Genomic DNA, 21,456 nt, shown 5'->3' on the forward strand with positions numbered 1-21,456 from the left:
AAGCCCCCGTAGAACGGGGGCTTTTCTTAAATTACTGAATCCGTTAGTGGATTAGTATTTGCAGCTGTTGTCAGCCATGTAATCGTGAACCACGATCTCACCGGCAACGATGCGCTCGGCGATGGCGTTCAGCTGGGCTTCCTGCTCGGCGGAAACCAGGTCACGGTTGTACTCGTCCAGGGCCCACTCGATGCCACCGTCGGCCAGACCGTTGGCCTGGATGCCGGCGGTGAAGTTGCCAGCCTGGTACTCTTCGAACACTTTGTAGGTGGTGAAGCCCACGCGCTTAACCATGGAGGTCAGCATGGTGCCCGGGTGCATGTGGTTCTGGTTGGAGTCTACGCCGATGGCGAACTTGCCTTCGTCCTTGGCGGCCTGGTAAACGCCGTTACCGGTACCACCGGCAGCGGCAAAGATGATGTCCGCACCGCGGGAGAACTGGCTCTTGGCCAGCTCGGCGCCACGCACCGGATCGGCGAAGGCGGCGGGGGTGGAGCCGGTCATGTTCTGGAACACTTCGGCGTCGCCGTTGACGTGCTTGACGCCCTGCTCGTAGCCACAGGCGAACTTACGGATCAGCGGGATGTCCATGCCGCCTACGAAGCCCACTTTCTGAGTGTCGGACTTCATGGCCGCCAGGGCGCCCACCAGGAAGGAACCTTCGTGCTCGGCGAACACCAAGGATTTCACGTTCGGCAGGTCAACCACGGAGTCGATGATGACGAAGTCGGTGTCCGGGTAAGCCTTGGCCACTTTCTCCAGGGAGGCGGCGTAGTTGAAGCCGACCACCACGATGGGGGAGTAACCGCGGCGCGCCATGCGCTCCAGGCCCTGCTCACGCTGAGTGTCGTTGGACGGTACGTATTCGAATACCTTAACGCCCTTGTCCTTGTTGAAGGCGGTAACGCCGTTCTCGAACACAGCCTGGTTGAAGGACTTGTCGTGCTTACCAGCGGTGTCGTAGGCCACGGCCGGCTTGAAGTCGGCAGCGGTGGCAACAAAGGAGGTCAGGGCAAGAGACACTGCGGTGGCAGTGGCGGCAAGAGCTTTCTTCATCATATCCTCGCGTGTAGTAATTTTCTTTTATTGATCCCCTGGCCGGGGATACTCTGTGACAGCCATATAACGGCAGCGAACCACGGGCAAGCAGATAAATTCGCCGGTGAGTTCGAATGTGAGCTGGATCACGTAACTGGACGGGCCAGAGTGTATCAGTTGCGCAAATGACCGCAATGAATGGTTTTTTTTGTCGGTGAAAAAATCGACAATTGTAGGAAGATTACAAAAAAAGCGCCGTCACCCGGGAGGGGACGGCGCTTTTTATCTGTCATTTAGCGAAAGAAAAGGTGGGACAGGGGGTTCAGCAGTCGGGCCAGACCCGAGGTGAACTGCAGTGGTTGGTCCAGCGCGCTGATCACCAGGCAATCTTCATCGGCATCCGTGTGCGGCTGATGCTCGTGGCGGCCGTCGAGGTGGATGAAATCGCCCACCTTGTACTCGCCGCGGTCGTCGGCAAAGCCGCCGTGCAGCACCAAGGTCACCTCGTCGCCGTGGTGGGTGTGCTGGGGCACCCCGGAGTTGGCTTCCATATGGATAAAGAAGAAGCGGTCATCGTCGGCCTGGGTCTCCAGCCGGGCCTGATGCAGGCCGCCGGGGAGCTTGCTCCAGCTGCCCATCCGGTGCACCTGACGGGACAGCACCCGGGGCAGTACGAACCGACGATGCTCCAGCTGAAGCTCGATGGGGGCCTCTGGCTCGGGTTCACGCAGGGGGGCCTGGGGCAGCGACGTCATCATCTGGGAGAGCATCGACTCGAGCTGCGGATCATCGCCGGCGGTCACCGGCTCGGACCAGCACGCCTTGGCCAGTGTTTGCTCCGCCTGGGCCAGTCGCTGGCGGCACACCGGGCAGTACTCCAGGTGGGCGGCCAACAGCAGAGCCTTGCCACCGTAGAGCTCGCCCCGGGCGTACGCCTCCAGCCAGGCCGATTCGGGGTGATGGTTAATGTGGGTCATCCAGTAGCTCCCGGATCCGATTGAGCGCCAGGCGCAGACGGGACTTGACGGTGCCCAGTGGCACCCCAAGGGCGTCCGCCACCTCCTGGTGCGAGCGATCCTCAAAGTAAATCATGGTCACCACCTGCTGCTGCTTGGGAGGCAGGTGACGACAAAACTGCTCCAACTGCTGGCGGAGAATAGGCTGATCCATCGCATCCCCCTCCAGCTCCGATTCGCTGGCCGGCTCCAGGTAGAGATCCTCCGAGCTGGGGTGCTCGGGACGGGCCTGGGCTCGCCGCATCATGTCGTAACTGACGTTACGCGCCACGGTAAACACCCAGGTGGAGACCCGGCCCTTGTCGGCGTGGTAGAGGTTGGCCTTGAGCCACACCTTGGTCATGGTCTCCTGAACCATCTCCTGGGCCAACGCGTCGTTGCCCAGTTGACGCCGGGCGTGGCTGAGCAGTCTCGGGGCGAAATGACGGAACAGCTGGGCGAAGGCCGCCTTGTCGCGCTCCTGCGCGACCGCCGCCAGCCAAGACTTGTGCTGCTCCGCTTCGTTTACTGGTTTTGTCACCGAGATCAGTGTCTCCCTGATCATACCCATACGCTCAGTATCTCCGGCATCCGGGGTGTTATCCAGCTTTTCAACGCGTCTGATGCTCATAGGGATCACCCGGTCTGGATCAATTGGTCGAGCAGGCTCAACGCCTGGTTGGGATTGCCGGCCCACAGCTTCTGTTTCTGTCCCGCCTCCAGGGGCACCACCTCGAGCCAGCGCTGGGCCAGCCAGGCGGCGTCCATCCAGTGCGGGTCGCTGTACAGCTGGCCCAGTTCGGGATAGCTCTGGTAGACCTCCGCCAGCTTCTCTTTAAGCGGCAGGTAGGCCTCATCCAAGGGGGCTTCGGGCCAGTTGGGCAGGGGGCGTACCGTGCCCACCCGCAGGCCGTCGGTTTCGCTGTCGACGCTGAGGATCTCCACCTTCTGCACACCCTCAACGGTGATCCCCAGCATGCCATCGTCCAGGGCATCGAAATCCACCACCCGCACCAGGGTGGCCAGGGGCCAGATGTGGGTGTTGCTCGCCTTGTCGCCACTGGGGTCGAGCATGCACATGGCAAAGGCGTGGGGTCGGTCGAAGCTCTCCTTCACCATGCGCACGTATCTAGGCTCGAAGATCCGCAGGGGCAACCGGCCACCGGGAAACAGGTGACTGGTGAGCGGAAACAGCGGCAGGGCTTCTATGGTGGACATCGTGACTCCGGATTGACCTTGGTTGCCCTACTTACGGGGCAAAAAGGGAAAAGGTTCAGTGATCTTTTCAGCTACCTTTGCCGTAGGGTTAAGTTAAATAATCGCTATGTTGTCACACACTTAATGAAAACTGTCCTGATCACCGGCGCCACCTCCGGCATCGGCCACCAACTGGTCCTCGACCATCTGGCCGAGGGTTGGACCGTGGTGGCCTGCGGACGCAACCCCGAGGCGCTGGCGCAACTGCATCAGCGGGCACCGGCGCAACTGGTTGTTGCCCGGTTCGATGTGACTGACGAGGCCCAGACCCAGGAGGTGGTGTCGACCACCCTGGCAAACCTGTTAAAGGGCGCGCCGCTGGACAGGGCCATATTGAACGCCGGCACCTGCGAGTACCTGGATGTGGACCAGTGGTCCCCGGCGCTGTTTCGCCAGGTGATGGAGGCCAACCTGATGGGGCCGGCCAACTGCCTGGCACCGCTGCTGCCCACCCTGGAGCGGGGCTCCCAGCTGGTGCTGGTGGACAGCCTGGCCCGGCTACTGCCTTTTACCCGGGCCCAGGCTTACGGCGCCAGCAAGGCGGCCCTGCACTACCTGGCCCGAACCCTGGAGGTGGACCTGGCCGATAGAGGGGTCAAGGTGCTGGCGGTGTCGCCGGGCTTTGTGGATACCCCGCTGACCCAGCGCAACACCTTTGGCATGCCGGCGCTGATGACGGTGGAGGACGCCAGTGTCGCCATCATGAAGGGGATGGCCGCCGGCCGTCGCACCATACGATTTCCCCGGCGGCTGGCCTGGCCGCTGACCCTGCTCTCCCAACTGGGAGAGGGACTGCAAGTAAGGATCTGTCAATGGCTCAAGCAGCAAGGATGAGCATCGCCGTGGTGGGCGGCGGCATTTCAGGCATGACCTGTGCCCACCTGTTGGGGCAGCACCACCAGGTGACCCTGTTCGAGCCGGAGTCCTGGCTCGGTGGCCACACCCACACCGTGGAGGTGGAGGGCAAAGCGGTGGACACCGGCTTTATCGTCTATAACGACCGCACCTACCCCAACTTCCAGAAGTTGCTGGCCTCCCTGGGCGTGGCCGGGCGCAAGACCGAGATGAGCTTCTCGGTGGCGGATCCGGATCTGGGCCTGGAGTACAACGGCCACAACCTGGATCGCTTCCTGGCTCAGCGCCGCAACCTGCTGCGTCCCGCCTTCTGGCGGATGACGGCGCAGATCCTGCGGTTCAACCGCGAAGGCAAGGCGATGGTGGAGCAGGACGCCATTCCGGATCAGACCCTGGGAGAGCACCTGCAGGCCCGGGGCTACAGTGGCTGGATGGTCAGTCACTACCTGCTGCCCATGGGCGCGGCGATCTGGTCCTGCAGCCTGGACGACATGCGCGACTTCCCCCTGCGCTTCTTCCTGCGCTTCTTCCACCACCACGGGCTGTTGGACATCGCCAACCGACCCCAGTGGTACACCGTGGAGGGGGGCTCCTGGCGCTACGTCAAGGCGCTGATGGAAGCAGGCCGCTTTACCCTGGAGCTGGAGAACGGCGTCCAGCGCCTGTGGCGCCATGACGATGGGGTGGAGCTGGAGGACAGCCTGGGACAGCGGCGCCGATTCGACCAGGTGATCCTGGCCTGCCACTCGGACCAGGCGCTGAAGATCCTGATGGACGCCAGCGACGCGGAGCGGGCGGTGCTGGGGGCGATCCGTTACGCCCCCAACGAGGTGATCCTGCACAAGGACATCGCCGAGCTGCCCACCCGGCGCAAGGCATGGGCCAGCTGGAACTACCGTCTGGGCCGGGGCGTCAGCGACAAGCGGCCGGTGTCGGTGACCTACAACATGAACATCCTGCAGGGGTTGCCCGGCGACACCACCTACTGCGTCACCCTAAACCCCATCCACCCCATTCCCGACGCCCAGGTGCTGGGCCGTTACCGCTACAGCCATCCCCAGTTTGATCTGGACGCCGAGGCGGCCAAGGGGCAGCGCGACACCATCTGCGGCCAGCGCCTGACCCACTTCTGCGGCGCCTACTGGTACAACGGCTTCCACGAGGACGGGGTGCGCAGTGCCCTGGACGTCTGCCGCCGGTTCGGAGTCGAGTTGTGAAGTCGAAAATCGCCAGCGGCACCGTGCTGCACCACAGGTTTGCCCCGCCGGAGCACCGCTTCACCTACCGGCTGCACATGGTGATGCTGGAGCTGTCGGAGCTGCCTGCCCTGGCGCGCCTCTGGCGCCGGCCCCTGTGCTGGTTCCGCCGGGAGGATTACCTGGGCGAAGGGCCGCTGGAGCAGGCGGTGCTGGCGCGCATGAACCAGCTCAGCGAGACACCGCTGGCGGGCAAGGTATGGCTGTTGGGCCAGGTGCGGACCCTGGGCCTCTACTTCTCGCCGGTGAACTTCTACCTGTTGGAGGGGGAGAGCGGCTTTACCCACCTGCTGGCGGAGGTGAGCAACACCCCCTGGAACCAGCGCCACCACTACCTGGTGCCCTTAAGCGGCGACAACGACCACGACAAGGCGTTCCACGTCAGCCCCTTCATGCCCATGGCGCTGCAGTACCAGTGGCGGGTGAAGGTCGAGGAGGCACGGGTGGCGGTGATGATCCGCTGTATGCACCCGGATGGCACGCCGAAGTTTGTTGCCGACCTGCGCCTGGACACCGAACCGCTGAACCGGCGCTCTTTGTGGCGCGTATGGAGTCACATTCCGGCCATGGCGGTAAAAACCGTTGCTGGCATCTATTTCGAAGCGATGAAGCTGTGGTGGAAAGGCGCCCGGTTTTACCCCCATCCCCGGGGGGAGAAGAAGCAAGGAGATCTCCGATGACGACCCGAGTGAGCACCGCCCCCCGCTGGGACCTGGCCCTGTGCCGCCGCACTTTGATGGCCCTGCTGCCTCGGCTGGAGCGTGGCACCCTGTGCCTGGAGGAGGGCGGTCAGCAGTGGCAGTTTGGCCAGGGGGCGCCCCGGGTAAAACTGGTGATCCACCACCCCAAGGCCTGGCGCCGATTGCTGTTTGGCGGCGCCATCGCCCTGGCGGAGCTGTATCGGGACGGGGACGTGGAGTGCGACGATCTCACCGCCCTGCTGACCCTGTTTGCCGACAACCTGGCCTGGCTTGACCGGCTGGAGCGCCGATACGGTTTTCTGCTGAGCCCCTGGCATCGGCTGCAGCACCTGCGGCGCCACAACTCCAAGGCCAACGCCCGCAAAAACATCGCCGCCCACTATGATCTCTCCAACGACTTTTACCGCCTGTTCCTGGATGAGGGGATGGTCTACTCCAGCGCCCTGTGGCAGGAGGCGGACACCCTGGAGCAGGCCCAGGCCAACAAGATCGCCCGGCTCTGCGAGCAGTTGGATCTGAAGCCGGAGGATCACCTGCTGGAGATCGGCACCGGTTGGGGCGCCCTGGCGATCCACGCCGCCCGCAAATATGGCTGCCGGGTCACCACCACCACCATCTCCGAGGCCCAGTATCAGGAGGCCCGGACCCGCATCGACGCCGCTGGCCTGGGCCATCGCATTAAGCTTTTGCGCCTGGATTACCGGGATCTCAGCGGCCAGTACGACAAGATTGTCTCGGTGGAGATGATCGAGGCGGTGGGGGAGCGCTACCTGGCCGGCTACTTCCAGACCCTCAACCGCCTGCTCAAGCCCGGCGGCCTGATGGCCCTGCAGGCGATCACCATCGCCGATCAGCGCTACGACAGCTACCGCCGCGGCGCCGACTTTATCCAGACCTACATCTTCCCCGGCGGATTCCTGCCCAGCGTCAAGGTGATGGGGGATCTTATCGCCGGCCAGACCGACATGGTGATCCGGGATTTGACCGACATCGGCCTGGATTACGCCCGCACCCTGGTCAGCTGGCGGGATAAGTTCGAGGCGGCTCTGCCCCAGGTGCAATCTTTGGGGTTCGATGATCCCTTTGTCCGCCTGTGGCGTTTCTACTTCTGTTATTGCCAGGCGGGCTTCGAAACCCGCCGAGTCAGCACAGTGCAACTGACGGCCCAGAAGAGCCGCTGACAGGAGGTACGCCATGTTGGCCACCCTGTTGCTTTCGTTAAGTCTGAATCTGCCCCCCACCGAGGCCGCCTCGGCCTGGACACTGGAACCGGTGGGGGAGTCCCGCCTCAAGGTGCTCTGGTTTCCCATCTACCACGCCCGCCTCTACAGCGACGATGGCCGGTACGACGGCATCGAAGCCCCCCTGGCACTGGATCTGGAGTACCTGAGGGACATCGAGGCCGAGGACTTGGTCGATCACACCCGCTCCGAGTGGCAGCGCCTGGCGCTCTACGAGGGAGCCACCAGCGAGGCCTGGTTGGCCGAGCTGACCCGGCTGTGGCCCGATGTCGCCAAGGGGGATCGCCTGACCCTGGTGATGAACCCCAAACGCAGCACCTTCTTCCATAACGGCGAGGCGCTGGGCAGCATCGACGGCCTCGACTTCGGCGAACGCTTCCTGGCGATCTGGCTGCATCCGGACTCCCGCTACCCGCGCCTGCGCAACGCCCTGATAGGACAAAACCGATGACCCGACCCTGGCCCCAAGCCCTGTGGGCCCTCGCCCTGCTGATGCTGTCAGCCTGCTCCGGTGGCGATCTCACCCAGTACCAGGATAAGACCCCCAAGCTGGAGCTGGCCCGCTTCTTCTCCGGCCCACTGGAAGCCACCGGCATGGTGCTGGACCGCAGTGGTGACGTGACTCGCCGATTCACCGTCACCATGACCGGCACCTGGCAGGGGGACACCGGCGTGCTGGATGAAACCTTCTATTGGGACGACGGCGAGGTGAGCAAACGGGTTTGGACCTTGACCGACTTGGGGCAGGGCAACTACCAAGGCCGGGCTGATGACGTGCTGGAGGTGGCCGAGGGTCAGGCGGTGGGACCGATGCTCCGATGGCGTTACCGGCTGCAGCTGCCCGAAGAGCAGGGGGGCTGGGTGCTGAGCTTCGACGACACCATGGTGTTGGTCACCGAGGACGAGCTGTTGAACGTGGCGGTGATGAGCAAGTGGGGCCTCGAGGTGGGCCGGGTGGTACTGAGCATCCGTCGCCTGCCGCCGCCCTGACTCACAGGGCGTTGCCCAGCACCCGTAACAGGATGAACAGCAGCCACAAGCCGCTCAGGGCGAAGCTGATCCCCAGCCCCCATCGCTCCCATCCAGACACCGCGCCGCCGGCTCGACGATGGCGCACCAACCCCCGCCACCACAACAGGCTGCCCACCAGCACGCACAGCGCGGTGGCGGACAGGTAGAGCAGAAACAGCAGGCCGTAGACAAAGGTGCCGCCTTCGGAGTCCAGTCGGGCGTGGGTCAGCATGGCGTAGAGCTGGTGCAGCGCCAGGGCGCCACCGAACAGTGCGCACAACAGGGTGATCCCCAGTCCCGACCCTCTGAGCATGCCTCCTCCCCGAACCCCCAGGCGATGTCACTGAAATCCCGCGTTAACCCGTCTGAGTGTAGCCACGATGACCAGGGTGTCGCTCGGTGCGCCAGCAAAGGCCTGGATTTTGGGCACAAAAAAGGGAGCCGCGCGGCTCCCTTTTTGATTTCAGGGCCAGGCCCTTACTTGTCGGAGTTGTCTTCCAGCTCCGGCTCACCGTTGATGGCGAACAGCTCCACTTCGAACTTCAGCGGGGTGTTGGGGGCGATCATCTGGCCCGCGCCACGCTCGCCGTAGGCCAGCTCAGAGGGGATGTAGAGCTCGTACTTGGAGCCCACGGCCATCAGTTGCAGGCCTTCGGTCCAGCCCTGGATCACGCCGTTGAGCGGGAAGCTGATGGTTTCGCCACGGGCGTAGGAGGAGTCGAACTCTTCGCCAGTGGGCAGGGTGCCACGGTAGTGCACGGTTACGGTGTCTTCGGCGGTGGGCTTGGCGCCTTCACCCGCGGTGACCACCTTGTACATCAGGCCGGAGTCGGTTTTCTGTACCCCGTCCACGGCGGCCATCTCGGCCAGCCAGGCGTCGCCCTCGGCCTTAACCTTGGCCAGCTCCGCGTCGCGTTTTTCACCGGCCAGCTTGGTGACCTTCTGCTCGAAGGCCATCAGCACTTCCTGCATCTGCTCGTCGGTCAGCTGGCTGCTGTTGGCCAGGCCGTCCTTCACACCGGCCAGCACCACTTCGCGCTCCAGGGTGATCCCCAGCTCTTCCTGCTGCTCCAGGCTGCCACCGATGTACTGGGCCATGGACACGCCGATGGCGTAGGCAACTTTCTGATCTTCCGTGCTCAGGGTGACCTGGCTGCCAGCGGTCTGGGCAGCGGGGGCCTGGGTCTGGTTGGCGTCGTCCTGGCAACCGGCCAGGGCAATAGCGGCGCCGATCAGGCCCACTTTAAACAGCTTGTTCATGGTGTTCTCCCAAATGTGTGCCCGACTACTATTGGGGCGAATGGGCTAAAGTGCAAGCCCGCAATCGATATTGGTCCGGTAATAGAGCCTTGATTTGAAGGCGGGTTCCCGATTTTCTCTCTCCCTGGGTCCGTTTGTGCAGATTATCGCCATGCCGAAAAGGGCATATTGGTGATTTATTGAGGAATCTCTGAGAGTTACAGCAAAATTTGCCATCCTTGTCCTTTGCCAGCCGCTGCTTTACCCTCAACCGCTGATTTTTCCCATCATCGAGAACCCGCTCATGGCACTGAAGGCCACCGTATTCAAAGCTCGGGTGCAGCTGTCCGACATGGACAGGAACGTCTACCTGGACCACCACCTGACCCTCGCTCGCCACCCCTCGGAAACCGATCTGAGGATGATGCTGCGGCTGCTGGCCTGGGGCATGTATGGCGATGAGCGCCTGGAGTTCACCCGTGGGCTTTGCGCCGACGACGAGCCGGAGCTGTGGCAGAAGTCCTTCAGCGACGAGATTGAGCTGTGGATCGATCTGGGGATGCCGGAGGAGAGCCGGGTGCGCAAGGCCTGCGGCCGCGCCCAAAAGGTGGTGGTGCTGGCCTACGGTGACCGGGCCGTGCCCGTCTGGTGGGAGAAGCACCAGGGCAAATTCAGCCGTTTCGACAACCTGGCGGTGTGCTTTATCCCCGGTGACCAGGCCCAGGTGCTCGAAGCCATGGCCCAGCGCACCATGGATCTCTCCGTCACCCTGTGCGATGGCGAGGTGAGCGTGGGCGACGGCGAACACTACGTCACCGTCACGCCCCAGTGGCTCAAGGCCTGAAGGCCAGGCCCAGGTTCAACAAAGGCGCCCTCGGGCGCCTTTTTTTATGGGTGGGCGGCGCTAAAGCCCGCCAGGGAGCTGAGGGCCTGGCGCCACCGGGTCTCAGCCTCGGCGAGCTCCTCTGCCGAGTAGGGACGGGCGGGCAGGGCCCCCCAGATGGGCCCGGGCCAGGCGTCGTCCCCCTCGAAACGGGCCACGTGGTGCAGATGGAGCTGGGGCACCAGGTTGCCCAGGGCCGCCACGTTCATGCTGTCGGGCTTGAGCTGGGCCTCCATCAGGCTGGCCAGGTGGCAGGACTCCGCCATCAGCTGCTGCTGATCCGCCGGGCTCAGGTGGTGAATTTCGTTGATGCCATTGCGCATCGGGATCAGCATCAGCCAGGGGTAGCGACCGTCGCGGTGCAGGCGAACCTGGCACAGGGGCAAGGTGCCGAGCAGCACGCTGTCTTGGTCCAGGCGGGGGTGCAGTTCAAACATGGGCTGGGCCTCGTTGAGTTGGGGGGCCTACGCTAGCGGACCCCGGCCCCGGGCACAAGCGGGACAGCTTCGAGTCAGGGGCGGTCTTTGAGGCGCTCGGCAATCTCGCGGATCTCCGGCTCCAGCGCCAGGAAGTGGTCCACCAGGTTGGGATCAAACTGGCTGCCGCTCTGGGTCTTGAGCTGAGTCAGGGTGTCCTCGATGGTCCAGGCTTCCTTATAGGGGCGCCGGGAGGTGAGGGCATCGAACACGTCGGCGATGGCCACCAGCCGACCCTCGATGGGGATCGCCTCCCCCGCCAGGCCATTGGGGTAGCCCTGGCCGTCCCAGCGCTCGTGGTGGGTCAGGGCGATGGTCGAGGCCATCTGCATCAGCTCGGTGTCCAGCTCGCCGAGGATCCGGGCGCCCAGCTCCGGGTGGGTTTGCATCACCGTCCACTCCTCTTCATCCAGTCGGTCGGCCTTTTTCAGGATGTGGTCGGGAATGCCAATTTTGCCGATGTCGTGCATGGGGGCAGCGTGCAGCAACACCTGGCAGAAGTGATCCGGCATTCCGATGGCCCGGGCCAGTCGTTCGGCGTAGTGGCTCATGCGGATGACGTGCAGGCCGGTTTCATTGTCCTTGTACTCGGCGGCGCGGCCCAGACACTGCACCACGTGCAGCCGGGTCTGCTCCAGCTGTGCGGTGCGCTCATGGACCAGGCTCTCCAGATGCTGGGCCTGGTTGTAAAGGGCCAGGTGGGTGGCCACCCGCGCCAGCACCACGGCGCCGTTGACCGGCTTGGTGATGTAATCCACCGCCCCCAGGGCCAGGCCGGCGGCCTCATCCTGCACCTCCCCCAGGGCGGTGACGAAGATGACAGGGATGGGCGAGCTTAAGGGCGACGCCTTGAGCCGACGACACACCTCCAGGCCATCCATCTCGGGCATCATGATGTCCAAAAGGATGAGATCCGGCGGGCTTTGCTGGACGATCTTGAGGGCGGTGGGGCCGTTGAGGGCCACCTTGAGCTGGTAGTGGGGACGCAGGATCCCCACCAGCACGTCGATGTTCTCCGGTGTGTCGTCCACCACCAGGATGGTGGGCCTATCCTGATTCATCCTCAGCCTCTCCCTCGCCCTGTTTGCTCAACCAGGCCTGGATCCACGCCTGAGCCTCATCGAATTTATACCCTTTGATCAGTGTAGCCAGCTGGCGCAGTTGAGTGCCCCGGGGGCCCCCCTGGCTGGCCAGGGCTTCCGCCTGCTCACCGGCGCTGGCATCGTACTCCGCCAGCAGGGGCAGCAGGGCGCGCACCGCTTCGATCAGGGCCGGCTCGGCCAGAGGCTCGGTTGGCGCTTCCGGTTCCGGCTGCCAGGCACGGATCGCGTCGATCACCGCCTTGAGCAGGGACTCGGCCTGGCCCCGCAGGGCCGGGTTGTCCTGGCGCTGGGCCAGTTGCTGCTCCAGCTGCCCCAGCTGTTTGACCAGGGCGGGGCAGGCCAGGCTGCCACAAAGCCCCTTGAGGCTGTGGGCCTGGCGCTGGGCCGCCGCCCAGTCCCCCCGCTCAATCAGCTTGGCCACCTCGACCAATGCATCCTGTTGGGAGTCGGCAAAGCGGTCGAGGAAACGGCTGAACAGCTTGGCGCTGCCCTGCACCAGCTGCAGCCCCTTATCGATGTCGAGTTCCCGGTGGCGGGGCCAGCTTTGGGGGGCATCCTCAGGGGCAGGGGCGGGGCTGCCCTCGCCGTCGCCCAGGTAGTGCCATAGGGTTTTGTGCAGCTCGCTGAGATCGATGGGCTTGGCGATGTGCTCGTTCATCCCGGCGGCCAGGCACTTCTCCCGGTCCCCCTGCATGGCGTTGGCGGTCATGGCCACCACCGGCAGGTCGAGCTTCAACTCATCGCGGATCGCCCGGCTGGCCTGGTAGCCGTCCATCACCGGCATCTGGCAGTCCATCAGCACAAGGTCATAACTGCCGGTACGCAGCTTCTCCAGGGCCAGCTGGCCGTGCTCCGCCACATTGACCTTGAGGCCCAGCTGTTCGAGGAATTCGCAGGCCACCTCCTGGTTGACCGGGTTGTCCTCCACCAGCAGCACCTTCTTGCCCGCCACCACCTGACGCTGGTGCTCATCCAGCTGCCAGTGGGCCCGGCGACGCACCAGGCGCGGGGCATGGCTCTTGTCCAGCAGGCTGAGGATGGTGTCCAGCAGGCGCGAGGGGTTGGCGGGTTTGGGCAACAGGGCGCCGATCCCCGCTTCCTTGGCGGACTGCTCCAGGCTCTCGTCGCTGTAGGCGGAGATCATCAGTATGGTGGCGGCCTCCACCCCCCGCTCGGCCAGGGCATCGGCCAGCTCCAGGCCGTTCATCTCCGGCATCTGGAAATCGGTGATCACCAGCATCAGCTGGTCGATCTCCTTGAGTTTTTCCAGTGCCTGGGCACCGCTGCGGGCGGTGATCACCTTGAAGCCGAAGGCCGCCAGGTTGGTCTCCAGCACCTCCAGGGCGGTGTCGTTGTCGTCCACCAGCAGCACCTGCTGGCCCTCCAGCTCCAGGTGCTGGTGCTGGGGGGGCTGGGCCGGCAGCTCCATGGGCAGGACGAAGTGGAAGGTGCTGCCGGTGCCCGGCGCGCTGTCCACCTGGATCTCACCGCCCATCAGGGTCACCAGGCGCTGACTGATGGCCAGGCCCAGGCCGGTGCCGCCGTACTTGCGGGTGGTGGAGCTGTCCGCCTGGGAGAAGGAGCTGAACAGCCGAGCCCGCTGCTCATCGGACATGCCGATGCCGGTATCCCGCACCGAGAAGCGCAGGGCGCTGCGACCGGTGGCATCGGGGACCTGGCGGATGGCCAGCACCACCTCCCCCTCTTCGGTGAACTTGATGGCGTTGCTCACCAGATTGGTGAGCACCTGGCCCAGGCGCAGCACGTCGCCCTTGAGTCGCAGCGGGACCCCGGGCTCCACGGCGAACAGCAGCTCGATGTTCTTGTCCTGGGCCTTGACGGCGAAGAGATCCGACAGCCGCTCGAGCAACTCGTCCAGGGCAAAGGGCTGCTGCTCCAGCTCCAGCTTGCCTGCTTCGATCTTGGAGTAGTCCAGCACGTCGTTGATGATCCCAAGCAGCGACTGGCTGGCGGAGTCGATTTTGCTGAGGTAGTCCGCCTGACGGGGGGGCAGTTCGCTTTGCAGGCAGAGCTGGGTCATGCCGATGATGGCGTTCATCGGGGTGCGGATTTCGTGACTCATGTTGGCCAGAAAATCGCTCTTGGCCTGGCTGGCGGCGTCGGCGGCCTCCTTGGCCTGGCGCAGTGCCTCGTTGACCTGGCGCCGCTCGGTGACATCGGACATGGTCAGCACCAGGTTGGCCAGTTTGCCCCGGCTGTCCTCCAGCACCACGGCGCGCAGATCCGCCCAACGCAGGCTGCCGTCGGGCTTGCGATAGCGCAGCTCCTGGGCCAGGTGGCGTCGCTCACAGGCCAGCAGGGGCGCCAGGGCCTGGTTGAAGGGGTCGCGGTCCTCCGGCGGCAGCAGCTGACTGATGTGCTGCCCCACCAATTGCTCTCGCTCCAGTTCGGCAAACTGGTGGAAGCGCTCGTTGGCTTCGCCGATGACCCCCCGCTTGTCCAGGGTGACGATGGCGATGCCGGCGTTGTCGAACAGGGCGCGGAAGTGGGCCTCGGAGGCGGCCAGTTTCTGCTCCATCTGCTTGCGCTCGCTGATGTTGAGCAAAAAGCCGTTCCAGATCACCTGCCCATCTCCGTCACGGCTGACCTGGGCCCCGACGGAGAACCACTGGGGTGGCCCGCTGGCCAGCTTGAAACGCAGCTCCATCACCCAGTCGGAGAGGGTCACCGCCGAGCGTTTCAGGGCCTTCTCCAGTCGCGGCCGGTCCTCGTTCACCACCAGGGCCAGCACCGTGGCCATGCTCTCCATCACCTGGGCCTCGCTCAGCCCCAGGGCGCGCTGCACCCCGCCGCTGACGAAGTTGCAGCGGATCCCCACCTCGGAGTCGTCCTGCTGCAGCTGGAACACCACCCCGGGCACCGACTCGGTGATGGTCTCCAGTTGGTTCTTGGCCTGCTCCACCCGCTCCCGGGAGGTGCGGGCCTCGGTGACGTCGTGGATGGAACCGTCCAGCCACAGCGGCTCGCCGTCGTCGGAGTAGTGGGCCCGACCCTTCTCGTACACCCAGCAGGTGTGGCCGCGGCGATGGCGGATGCGGTACTCCAGCGCCCAGCTGTCCTGGGTGGCCACCGCCTGGTGCACCGCCTCGCTGACCCGGGCCTCATCCTCCGGATGGATCAGGCTGGCGAAGGTGCGCCTGGCGTTGCCAAGGAAGTCGCTGGCGGGGTAGCCGGCCAGCTCCTCGATGTGGTCGGAGATGAAGGCCATGGTCCAGTCGGCGTCCAGGGCGCAGCGGTACACCACGCCGGGGATGTTGCCCACCAGGGTGCGGAAGCGCTCCTCCGAGGCCTTGAGCTTGTCGTCCATGGCCCGCCGCTCGCTGATGTCTCGCAATATGGCGGCGATGCGCGGGGTTTCGCCGGCGGAGGCGGGCAGTTGGCTGAGGCTCACCTCCACCGCCAGCTCGCTGCCATCGGCCCGGCGCAGGGCCAGATCCAATCCCACCCCCATGGGGCGGGGCTGGGGATCCGCCATAAAGGACTGGCGCAACTGGGGGTGACCGGCGCGGCGGGACTTGGGCACCAGCAGCTCCACCTTCTGCCCCAGCAGCTGGTCGCGCTGGTAGCCGGTGAGGGCCTCGGCCTGGTGGTTGAGGTAGACGATGGTGCCGTCGGGTTCGGTGAGCAGGATGGCGTCCGGGGCCGCTTCCAGGATCGCCTGGTACCACCGGCCCGCCTCCAGCTCTTCGGTGATGTCGGTGAGCAGGGCCTCGACGCTGAGCAGCTGATCCTGATCGTCGATCACCGGCTGCATAAAGGCGTTGAACTGGCGCAGACTGCCATCCTGATGGCGCAGCTCCATATGGTGGGGGGGCACCGCCTCCCCCTTGAGCACCGTATCCTGCAGCGCCCAGCTGGCCTCGTTGATCTCGCTGTCCACAAACAGACGGGGGTAGCGACGGGCAAACTCCTCCGGTTCGAAGCCCAGCACCGGCTTGACGCTGTCGCTGACCCGGATCAGCTTGCCGCTGGGATCCATGGCGAAGTAGAAGGCGGTGTCTCCCATCCCCTCCATCAGCTTGGCGAACCGGCTGCCGTGGGCATCCTGCAGCCGCTCTTCGCGCTCCTTGAGGGCGTCGGCCATGGTCAGCAGCCCTTGGTCAAGGGCCTGGATCTCCTCGGTACCGGGGTTTTTCAGGGCGGTGAGGGTGCGGCTGCCGTGTTGCAGGGCGATCACCCGGTGACGCAGCTGCTCCAGGGGCCGACCGATGCGCCGGGTCAGCCACCAGGCGATGATGGAGAACAGCAGGGTGAACAGCAGCAGCTGAAGCAGGCTGTTGCGCATCTTGGAGAGGATGGGGGCGTCCACCAGGGAGGTGGGACGGGCCAGGGCCAGCAGCCAGCCGGTGGTTTCGATGCGCTTGTAGACCACAACCTGCTCCAGGCCGTCCGCCATCACCACCCGCTCGACGCCCCCCTCCCGCTCCTCCAGCTCAGCCAGTAGGGCCCGGTTATGGGCATCGTCGCGCAGGATCTGAGCCAGCTTGCGGTTAAGTACCATCTCCGGGTTGGAGTGGGCCAGCAAGAAGCCCTCCTGGTCCACCAGGATCAGCTCCTGCAACCCCACCTCCAGCAGCTCGTGCAACCGGGCCAGGGCCATGTCGCCGGTGACCACCCCCTGGAACTGGCCCTGATGGAAAAAGGGCGCGCTGTAGGTGGTCATCAGGATGTTGCCGGCGCTGTCGTCGAAGTAGGCCGGGGTCCAGAAGGCGAGGTTCTTCTCTGCCGGTATGGTCCACCAGGCCCAGTCGCCGCTGCTGTAGTCGTAGGCGTTGGCGGCGATGTCCATGCTCTGCAGGCCGCTGCGGTCACGCCAGGAGTAGGGGCTGAAGGGGTGGCCAAAGCGGGCCGGCTCCATGGCGATGGCGCTGCCGTAGAGATAGCCGTTGTTCTGCAGATGGATGCGGGTGAGCTGATAGAGCTGCTGCTCGTCGAACTGTTCGACTTGGCTGAGCTGTATGACGGTGCCGGTGACCGTGGTCACCACGCCGTTGAGGATCCCATCGAGACGTTCCGCCACCAGGGCCACCTCGTCCGACAGGTGCTGGTGGATCTCGCTGCGCCACTCCCGACGCTCGATGTAGAGGTTGAAGCTCATGATGGCGAACAGCAGCAACACCATGGGCAGCAGCAACTGCCACAGCAGCTGCCGTTTTATGGGAGGCGGCTTGTGCTCACCGTCCTCCCGACGGGCAGTTTTTGTCATGAACCTGAGCCGTTGGGATCCGAATCCGGGGATAGGCCCAGTGTAGACGCTAAAGGCTTAGGATCTTGAAAAACATGCCTATTTATTGACCTGGTTCGGGGTCAGAAGGTGACGCGGCCGCTCAGCATCAGGCCATCCTCCAGCACCACCGGCGCCAGCTGCAGCGGGGCCTGGGGATCCACCAGCCACTGGTTGAAGGCGACGGCGATGGCGGCACCGGCCAGCACATCGGCCCAGTGGTGGTGCCCGGTGTTGACCCGACTGACCGCAGTCCAGGAGGCCAGGGCGTAGGCGGGGGCCCCGTAGTGCCAGCCGTAACGGCGCTGCAGGTAGGCGGCGGCGGAAAAGGCGTTGGTGGCGTGGCCACTGGGAAAGCTGTCGTTGTCGCTGCCGTCCGGACGCTCGGCATCCACCGCGGACTTGAGCGCCAGGGTGGTGGCGCTGCTGGCGGCGAAGCTGAGGCCAAACTGCCACAGCCCCTCGTAGTCCTCTTTCCACAGACTGGTGCCGGCTGCGGCGGCGGGCAGGGCGATGCGCAGCGCCGAGGCCAGCTGTTCGCTGTCGGCCCGGGCCGGGGCGCACATCAGGGGGAGGAGACTGCACAGTAGAGCGAAACGCTTAAACCACATACAAAAAAAGCTGCCGTGAAAAAATCACGGCAGCTTATCAGATCCGGTGGAGTTCGCTAAGGCTTAGCGGTTACCGAAGCTGTCGTCGCGGCGACGGCTGTCACGACGGCCGCGGAAGCCATCGTCATCCCGGTCGCGGCGACCACGGTGACCTTCGCCGTCGCGGCGGCCACGGTAACCCTCGCCATCGCGGCGGCCACGGAAGCCTTCGCCTTCACGGCGGCGGTTGTCACCACGGTAACCACCGCGACGCTCGTCCCGGCCACCCTCGCGACGCGGACGGGGCTCGATCACCTCGTTGGTGCGCTCGGCGGCCAGGGCGCGGTTGCGCACATGGACGGACTTGAGCTTGGCCAGTACGTCGGCGGGCATGGCGGCCGGCAGCTGCACCAGGGAGTGGGCATCGTGCAGGCGGATCTGACCGATGTAGTTGCTCTCCAGCTGGATCTCGTTGGCGATGGCGCCGACGATGTCCTTCACCTGGGTGCCGTGCTCGCGGCCCACTTCCAGGCGGTAGGTCTGCCAGTCGATGTTCGGACGGGGCTTGCGCTCGCGACGCTCACCACGTTCACCACGCTCACCGCGGCGATCGTCCCGCTCGAAACGGGGCTTGGGATCGGCCTTGGGCTTGAGCGGCTTGCTGCGCTGACGCTGGAACAGCAGGGCGGCAGCCAGTTGCTCGACGCTCAGCTCGTTCTCCTGAGCCATGGCGGCGATCATCTCCTGCATCTCCGCCAGATCGGTCTTGGAGACGCACTCGGCCAGCTCAACGCTCAGCTTGGCCACACGGTGCTTGCCCAGCTCTTCGGCGGTGGGCAGATCCATCATCTCGATGGAGCCGTTGGTGGCGCGCTCGTAGAAGCGCAGCTGACGCAGCTCACGCGGACGGGCGAACAGGATAGCGGTACCGCTGCGACCGGCACGGCCGGTACGGCCGATGCGGTGCACGTAGGACTCGGAGTCCATCGGCAGGTCGAAGTTGAGTACGTGGGTGATGCGCGGCACGTCCAGGCCCCGGGCCACAACGTCGGTGGCGATCAGGATGGAGACGGTGCCTTTGTGCAGCTGGGCCACGGTGTGCTCACGCTGCTGCTGGCTCATGTCGCCGTTCAGGGCGGCGGCCTTGAAGCCCATGTTGTTCAGGTGGTTGGCCAGCTCCATGGTGTCGTTACGGGTACGCACGAACACGATCATGGCGTCGTAATCCAGGGTCTCGGCCAGACGCTCGAGGGCGGTCAGCTTGTTGAGACCGGACACCTTCCACGCCTTCTGCACGATGTTGGCCTTCTGAGCTTTGTCGGAGGCGATCTTAACGTGCTTGGGATCCTTCAGGAATCGCTCGGCGATGCGACGGATCTGGGTCGGCATGGTGGCGGAGAACAGGGCCATCTGGGTCTGGTCAGGCAGGTGCTCCAGGATCCACTCGATGTCTTCGAGGAAGCCCATGTTGAGCATCTCGTCCGCTTCGTCCAGAACACAGCACTGGATGCTGTCCAGCTCGATGCTGCCGCGACGGATGTGATCCATCAGGCGACCGGGGGTGGCAACCACCACCTGGCTGCCGCGCTCGAGATCGCGCAGCTGAGGGCCGTAAGGCTGACCGCCGTACAGGGTAGTAACCCGCAGACCCTTTATGTTCACGGCGAACTCTTCCAGGGCAGTGGCAACCTGGATGGCCAGTTCACGGGTCGGGGCCAGGACCAGCATTTGGGCGGCGCGTTGACGGGGATCGATGCCCGCAAGGGCCGGCAGGCCGAAGGCCGCGGTTTTACCGGTACCGGTGGCGGCTTCGCCCAGGATGTCGCTGCCATCCAGCATAAAGGGGATGGATTGGGCCTGGATCGGGGTCGGGGTTTCGAAACCCATGGCGGAAAGGGCGCTCAGCAGCGACTCGGGCAGGCCGAGGCTGGAAAAATCACAGCTGTTAGACATTAGATGCTCTGTATTAAGGCAGGAGGGGATTCCCGCAAACGTATTGAGAGGTGATAGCCCATCGACGGTCCCAGAACTGAAGTCGTATGGCGCTCGTCACCCCGCTTGCCAAGCCCAGCCGTAGATTGAATCGGATACGTGAGGCCGAACTTGAAGGCGCGCATTCTACGGAATCAGGACCAAATTGCAAGCGCTGCGGTGAAAAACTGACCGCCTGGTCCTAAGGGTGTGACTCAGGCCCCCCCAGTCCATCCTGCACCACCAGGGCGTCGAAGGTGTACGCGGCCATCCCGTCGGGCCAGGTTGACCAACCTCCTTTGTGCAGCAGGGCATCGAGGAAGCGCCCCTTATCCTCCAAAGACTGCCACACCTGGGGCAGGAACAGCGCCTGGCGCTCCCCCTGGCACAGCAGCAGGCCCTGGCCCGGCTCCAGTGCCGCCAGCAGCGCCGCGCGGCTTTGGGCGGGCAGGGGGCGCTTGGGGCCCAGCAGGGTGATCTCCAGCTGACAGCGGGGCAGTTCATCGACCTCCAGCGCAGGGAAGCGCGGGTCGTTAAAGGCGCAGCGACGGGCCAGCCGGGGGATCAGCTCCTTGAGCGGGCGTTCGGCGTCCGTGGCCCCGATGCAGCCACGCAGTCGGCTGTCGATGTGCAGGCTGACAAAGGCGTCCACCACCTGGTTGCCCAGGGTCAGCTCTGGCGCCGGGCGGGGCCCCTGCCAACGCTCGGCGATGCTGTCCCGGGCCAGGGCCAGCCAGCGCTGCTGCTCATCAACAGAGGGCGAAAGCGGCATAGCCCACCACCCTATCGGTATCGCCATTGGCCTCGGCGGAACTGCCCTTGGCCAGCAGCTGAATGCTCAGCTTCTGGGCCTTGGCCCAGCGCAGGGCGCCGTTCAGCGGCGCGGCACCGCAGGCGTCCTCCCCGTGCAGGTCCTGGGCGAAATGGAGAATGCGCTCGACGGTGTGCCTGTCCTTGTCACTGGCCTGCTCCAGGGTCAGGAAGTGGCTGAGATCGGTGCTGATGATCAGAAGGTCCTGCTTGGCCAGGTGCTGCGCCAGCAGATCCGCCAGGGCATCGGCGGGGATGTCCCCCACCACCAGGGGCACCAGGGGGCAATCGGCCAGGGTGGACTGGATAAAGGGCAGCTGCACTTCCAGGCAATGCTCCTTGGCGTGGGCCAGATTGTCGAGGCTGACCCAGGGATTGGCATCCAGCGCCGACAGGGCGTCGCTGTCCAGGGCCAGCTGACCCAAGGGGGTGGCATAGTGGCTCCAGTCGGGACGGGCGATCCCCTCCACCGGCCGAGTGTGGGCCGGGCCTAACAGGAACACCCGCCGGTAGGGGTGATCGGCCAGGGTGCGGTAGGCCTTGGCGGCGATGGCACCGGAGTAGAGGTAGCCGGCGTGGGGCACAATCAGGGCCCTGGGGGGGCGGGGCAGGGGCGCTGCCTCGGCGCTCAGCATCAGATCCAATTCCCGGGCCAGCTCGGTGGCTTCCCCGGGATAGAAATAGCCCGCCACGGCGGCGGGGCGTATCCGGGGGGATAGGGTCACGGTGTCGCTCCAGTCCAGGGCCATCAGGGGGCCCCGACACTAATATTATAGGAGGGCCTG

20 protein-coding genes are annotated in these 21,456 nt (G+C 64.8%); 7 read left to right on the forward strand and 13 right to left on the reverse strand.

Annotated elements, in window-relative coordinates:
• Nucleotides 1-51 precede the first annotated feature (51 nt).
• The 4 genes from KUV81_RS10695 to KUV81_RS10710 all read right to left on the reverse strand — a co-directional run bounded on the left by KUV81_RS10695 (nt 52) and on the right by KUV81_RS10710 (nt 3,251).
• The gene (locus KUV81_RS10695) at nt 52-1,056 is read right to left on the reverse strand and encodes a BMP family protein (protein ID WP_222543856.1); all 1,005 of its coding nucleotides are present in this window, start codon (nt 1,054-1,056) and stop codon (nt 52-54) included.
• A gap of 275 nt (nt 1,057-1,331) precedes the next feature.
• Entirely contained in the window at nt 1,332-2,015 is a 684-nt protein-coding gene (locus KUV81_RS10700) for a ChrR family anti-sigma-E factor (protein WP_222543857.1), read from the reverse strand.
• Nucleotides 2,002-2,574, reverse strand: coding sequence for a sigma-70 family RNA polymerase sigma factor (locus tag KUV81_RS10705; protein ID WP_222543858.1), 573 nt, complete (start codon nt 2,572-2,574; stop codon nt 2,002-2,004). The genes KUV81_RS10700 and KUV81_RS10705 overlap by 14 nt, the downstream gene beginning before the upstream one ends.
• Before the next feature lie 95 nt (nt 2,575-2,669).
• A complete protein-coding gene (locus KUV81_RS10710; RefSeq protein WP_222543859.1) occupies nt 2,670-3,251 on the reverse strand; it encodes an LON peptidase substrate-binding domain-containing protein in 582 nt (193 codons plus the stop codon).
• A gap of 123 nt (nt 3,252-3,374) precedes the next feature.
• Between KUV81_RS10710 and KUV81_RS10715 the strand changes: the two genes are divergently transcribed.
• From KUV81_RS10715 to KUV81_RS10740, 6 genes are read left to right on the forward strand one after another with little or no spacing between them, the layout of a single operon-like run.
• Nucleotides 3,375-4,124 carry an SDR family NAD(P)-dependent oxidoreductase gene (locus KUV81_RS10715; protein ID WP_222543860.1) on the forward strand — a complete coding sequence of 250 codons (750 nt, stop codon included), beginning with the start codon at nt 3,375-3,377 and terminating at the stop codon, nt 4,122-4,124.
• A complete protein-coding gene (locus KUV81_RS10720) occupies nt 4,103-5,362 on the forward strand; it encodes an NAD(P)/FAD-dependent oxidoreductase (protein ID WP_261389339.1) in 1,260 nt (419 codons plus the stop codon). The genes KUV81_RS10715 and KUV81_RS10720 overlap by 22 nt, the downstream gene beginning before the upstream one ends.
• Entirely contained in the window at nt 5,359-6,081 is a 723-nt protein-coding gene (locus KUV81_RS10725; protein ID WP_222543861.1) for a DUF1365 domain-containing protein, read from the forward strand. Before KUV81_RS10720 ends, KUV81_RS10725 begins: the two co-directional genes overlap by 4 nt.
• Nucleotides 6,078-7,283 (forward strand): SAM-dependent methyltransferase, encoded by a 1,206-nt coding sequence (locus tag KUV81_RS10730; RefSeq protein ID WP_222543862.1) that lies wholly within the window; start codon nt 6,078-6,080, stop codon nt 7,281-7,283. Before KUV81_RS10725 ends, KUV81_RS10730 begins: the two co-directional genes overlap by 4 nt.
• 13 nt (nt 7,284-7,296) lie before the next feature.
• Nucleotides 7,297-7,794, forward strand: coding sequence for a chalcone isomerase family protein (locus KUV81_RS10735; protein WP_222543863.1), 498 nt, complete (start codon nt 7,297-7,299; stop codon nt 7,792-7,794).
• Complete coding sequence (locus tag KUV81_RS10740) at nt 7,791-8,333, forward strand: DUF3833 domain-containing protein (protein WP_222543865.1); 543 nt, start codon at nt 7,791-7,793, stop codon at nt 8,331-8,333. Before KUV81_RS10735 ends, KUV81_RS10740 begins: the two co-directional genes overlap by 4 nt.
• Nucleotide 8,334: 1 nt before the next feature.
• Here the strand turns inward: KUV81_RS10740 and KUV81_RS10745 are convergent, their stop codons facing one another.
• A complete protein-coding gene (locus KUV81_RS10745) occupies nt 8,335-8,667 on the reverse strand; it encodes a hypothetical protein (protein WP_222543866.1) in 333 nt (110 codons plus the stop codon).
• A gap of 164 nt (nt 8,668-8,831) precedes the next feature.
• Nucleotides 8,832-9,614, reverse strand: coding sequence for an FKBP-type peptidyl-prolyl cis-trans isomerase (fkpA, locus tag KUV81_RS10750; protein WP_222543867.1), 783 nt, complete (start codon nt 9,612-9,614; stop codon nt 8,832-8,834).
• 283 nt (nt 9,615-9,897) lie between these two features.
• Here fkpA and KUV81_RS10755 point away from each other — a divergent pair, with 283 nt between their 5' ends.
• On the forward strand, nt 9,898-10,437 hold the full coding sequence (locus tag KUV81_RS10755) for a YaeQ family protein (protein ID WP_222543868.1): 540 nt from the start codon (nt 9,898-9,900) through the stop codon (nt 10,435-10,437).
• Between the two features lie 44 nt (nt 10,438-10,481).
• Here KUV81_RS10755 and KUV81_RS10760 read toward each other — a convergent pair whose 3' ends face one another.
• From KUV81_RS10760 to amrB, 7 genes are all read right to left on the reverse strand, one after another.
• Nucleotides 10,482-10,913, reverse strand: coding sequence for an HIT domain-containing protein (locus KUV81_RS10760; protein WP_222543869.1), 432 nt, complete (start codon nt 10,911-10,913; stop codon nt 10,482-10,484).
• A 74-nt stretch (nt 10,914-10,987) separates the two neighbouring features.
• Nucleotides 10,988-12,013: a two-component system response regulator gene (locus tag KUV81_RS10765; RefSeq protein ID WP_222543870.1), complete on the reverse strand. Its 1,026-nt coding sequence runs from the start codon at nt 12,011-12,013 to the stop codon at nt 10,988-10,990.
• The gene (locus KUV81_RS10770) at nt 12,000-17,282 is read right to left on the reverse strand and encodes a PAS domain S-box protein (protein ID WP_222543871.1); all 5,283 of its coding nucleotides are present in this window, start codon (nt 17,280-17,282) and stop codon (nt 12,000-12,002) included. Before KUV81_RS10770 ends, KUV81_RS10765 begins: the two co-directional genes overlap by 14 nt.
• Before the next feature lie 101 nt (nt 17,283-17,383).
• Nucleotides 17,384-17,911, reverse strand: coding sequence for a phosphatase PAP2 family protein (locus KUV81_RS10775; protein WP_222543872.1), 528 nt, complete (start codon nt 17,909-17,911; stop codon nt 17,384-17,386).
• A gap of 63 nt (nt 17,912-17,974) precedes the next feature.
• Nucleotides 17,975-19,843 (reverse strand): DEAD/DEAH box helicase, encoded by a 1,869-nt coding sequence (locus tag KUV81_RS10780; protein ID WP_222543873.1) that lies wholly within the window; start codon nt 19,841-19,843, stop codon nt 17,975-17,977.
• A gap of 220 nt (nt 19,844-20,063) precedes the next feature.
• Complete coding sequence (gene amrA / locus KUV81_RS10785) at nt 20,064-20,633, reverse strand: AmmeMemoRadiSam system protein A (RefSeq protein ID WP_222543874.1); 570 nt, start codon at nt 20,631-20,633, stop codon at nt 20,064-20,066.
• Complete coding sequence (gene amrB, locus KUV81_RS10790) at nt 20,611-21,420, reverse strand: AmmeMemoRadiSam system protein B (RefSeq protein WP_222543875.1); 810 nt, start codon at nt 21,418-21,420, stop codon at nt 20,611-20,613. Before amrB ends, amrA begins: the two co-directional genes overlap by 23 nt.
• Nucleotides 21,421-21,456: the final 36 nt, after the last annotated feature.

This window comes from Ferrimonas balearica (assembly GCF_019802085.1).
GTDB classification, from domain to species: domain Bacteria; phylum Pseudomonadota; class Gammaproteobacteria; order Enterobacterales; family Shewanellaceae; genus Ferrimonas; species Ferrimonas balearica_B.

Excerpts from the sequence above, each read along its gene's own strand:
- amrB (WP_222543875.1), bottom strand. The coding sequence starts at position 21,420 with ATGGCCCTGGACTGGAGCGACACCGTGACCCTATCCCCCCGGATACGC.
- KUV81_RS10700 (WP_222543857.1), bottom strand. The coding sequence starts at position 2,015 with ATGACCCACATTAACCATCACCCCGAATCGGCCTGGCTGGAGGCGTAC.
- KUV81_RS10755 (WP_222543868.1), top strand. The coding sequence starts at position 9,898 with ATGGCACTGAAGGCCACCGTATTCAAAGCTCGGGTGCAGCTGTCCGAC.
- KUV81_RS10760 (WP_222543869.1), bottom strand. The coding sequence starts at position 10,913 with ATGTTTGAACTGCACCCCCGCCTGGACCAAGACAGCGTGCTGCTCGGC.
- KUV81_RS10695 (WP_222543856.1), bottom strand. The coding sequence starts at position 1,056 with ATGAAGAAAGCTCTTGCCGCCACTGCCACCGCAGTGTCTCTTGCCCTG.
- KUV81_RS10730 (WP_222543862.1), top strand. The coding sequence starts at position 6,078 with ATGACGACCCGAGTGAGCACCGCCCCCCGCTGGGACCTGGCCCTGTGC.
- KUV81_RS10740 (WP_222543865.1), top strand. The coding sequence starts at position 7,791 with ATGACCCGACCCTGGCCCCAAGCCCTGTGGGCCCTCGCCCTGCTGATG.
- KUV81_RS10765 (WP_222543870.1), bottom strand. The coding sequence starts at position 12,013 with ATGAATCAGGATAGGCCCACCATCCTGGTGGTGGACGACACACCGGAG.
- KUV81_RS10720 (WP_261389339.1), top strand. The coding sequence starts at position 4,103 with ATGGCTCAAGCAGCAAGGATGAGCATCGCCGTGGTGGGCGGCGGCATT.
- KUV81_RS10715 (WP_222543860.1), top strand. The coding sequence starts at position 3,375 with ATGAAAACTGTCCTGATCACCGGCGCCACCTCCGGCATCGGCCACCAA.
- KUV81_RS10735 (WP_222543863.1), top strand. The coding sequence starts at position 7,297 with ATGTTGGCCACCCTGTTGCTTTCGTTAAGTCTGAATCTGCCCCCCACC.
- fkpA (WP_222543867.1), bottom strand. The coding sequence starts at position 9,614 with ATGAACAAGCTGTTTAAAGTGGGCCTGATCGGCGCCGCTATTGCCCTG.
- KUV81_RS10775 (WP_222543872.1), bottom strand. The coding sequence starts at position 17,911 with ATGTGGTTTAAGCGTTTCGCTCTACTGTGCAGTCTCCTCCCCCTGATG.
- KUV81_RS10710 (WP_222543859.1), bottom strand. The coding sequence starts at position 3,251 with ATGTCCACCATAGAAGCCCTGCCGCTGTTTCCGCTCACCAGTCACCTG.
- KUV81_RS10770 (WP_222543871.1), bottom strand. The coding sequence starts at position 17,282 with ATGACAAAAACTGCCCGTCGGGAGGACGGTGAGCACAAGCCGCCTCCC.
- KUV81_RS10745 (WP_222543866.1), bottom strand. The coding sequence starts at position 8,667 with ATGCTCAGAGGGTCGGGACTGGGGATCACCCTGTTGTGCGCACTGTTC.
- amrA (WP_222543874.1), bottom strand. The coding sequence starts at position 20,633 with ATGCCGCTTTCGCCCTCTGTTGATGAGCAGCAGCGCTGGCTGGCCCTG.
- KUV81_RS10780 (WP_222543873.1), bottom strand. The coding sequence starts at position 19,843 with ATGTCTAACAGCTGTGATTTTTCCAGCCTCGGCCTGCCCGAGTCGCTG.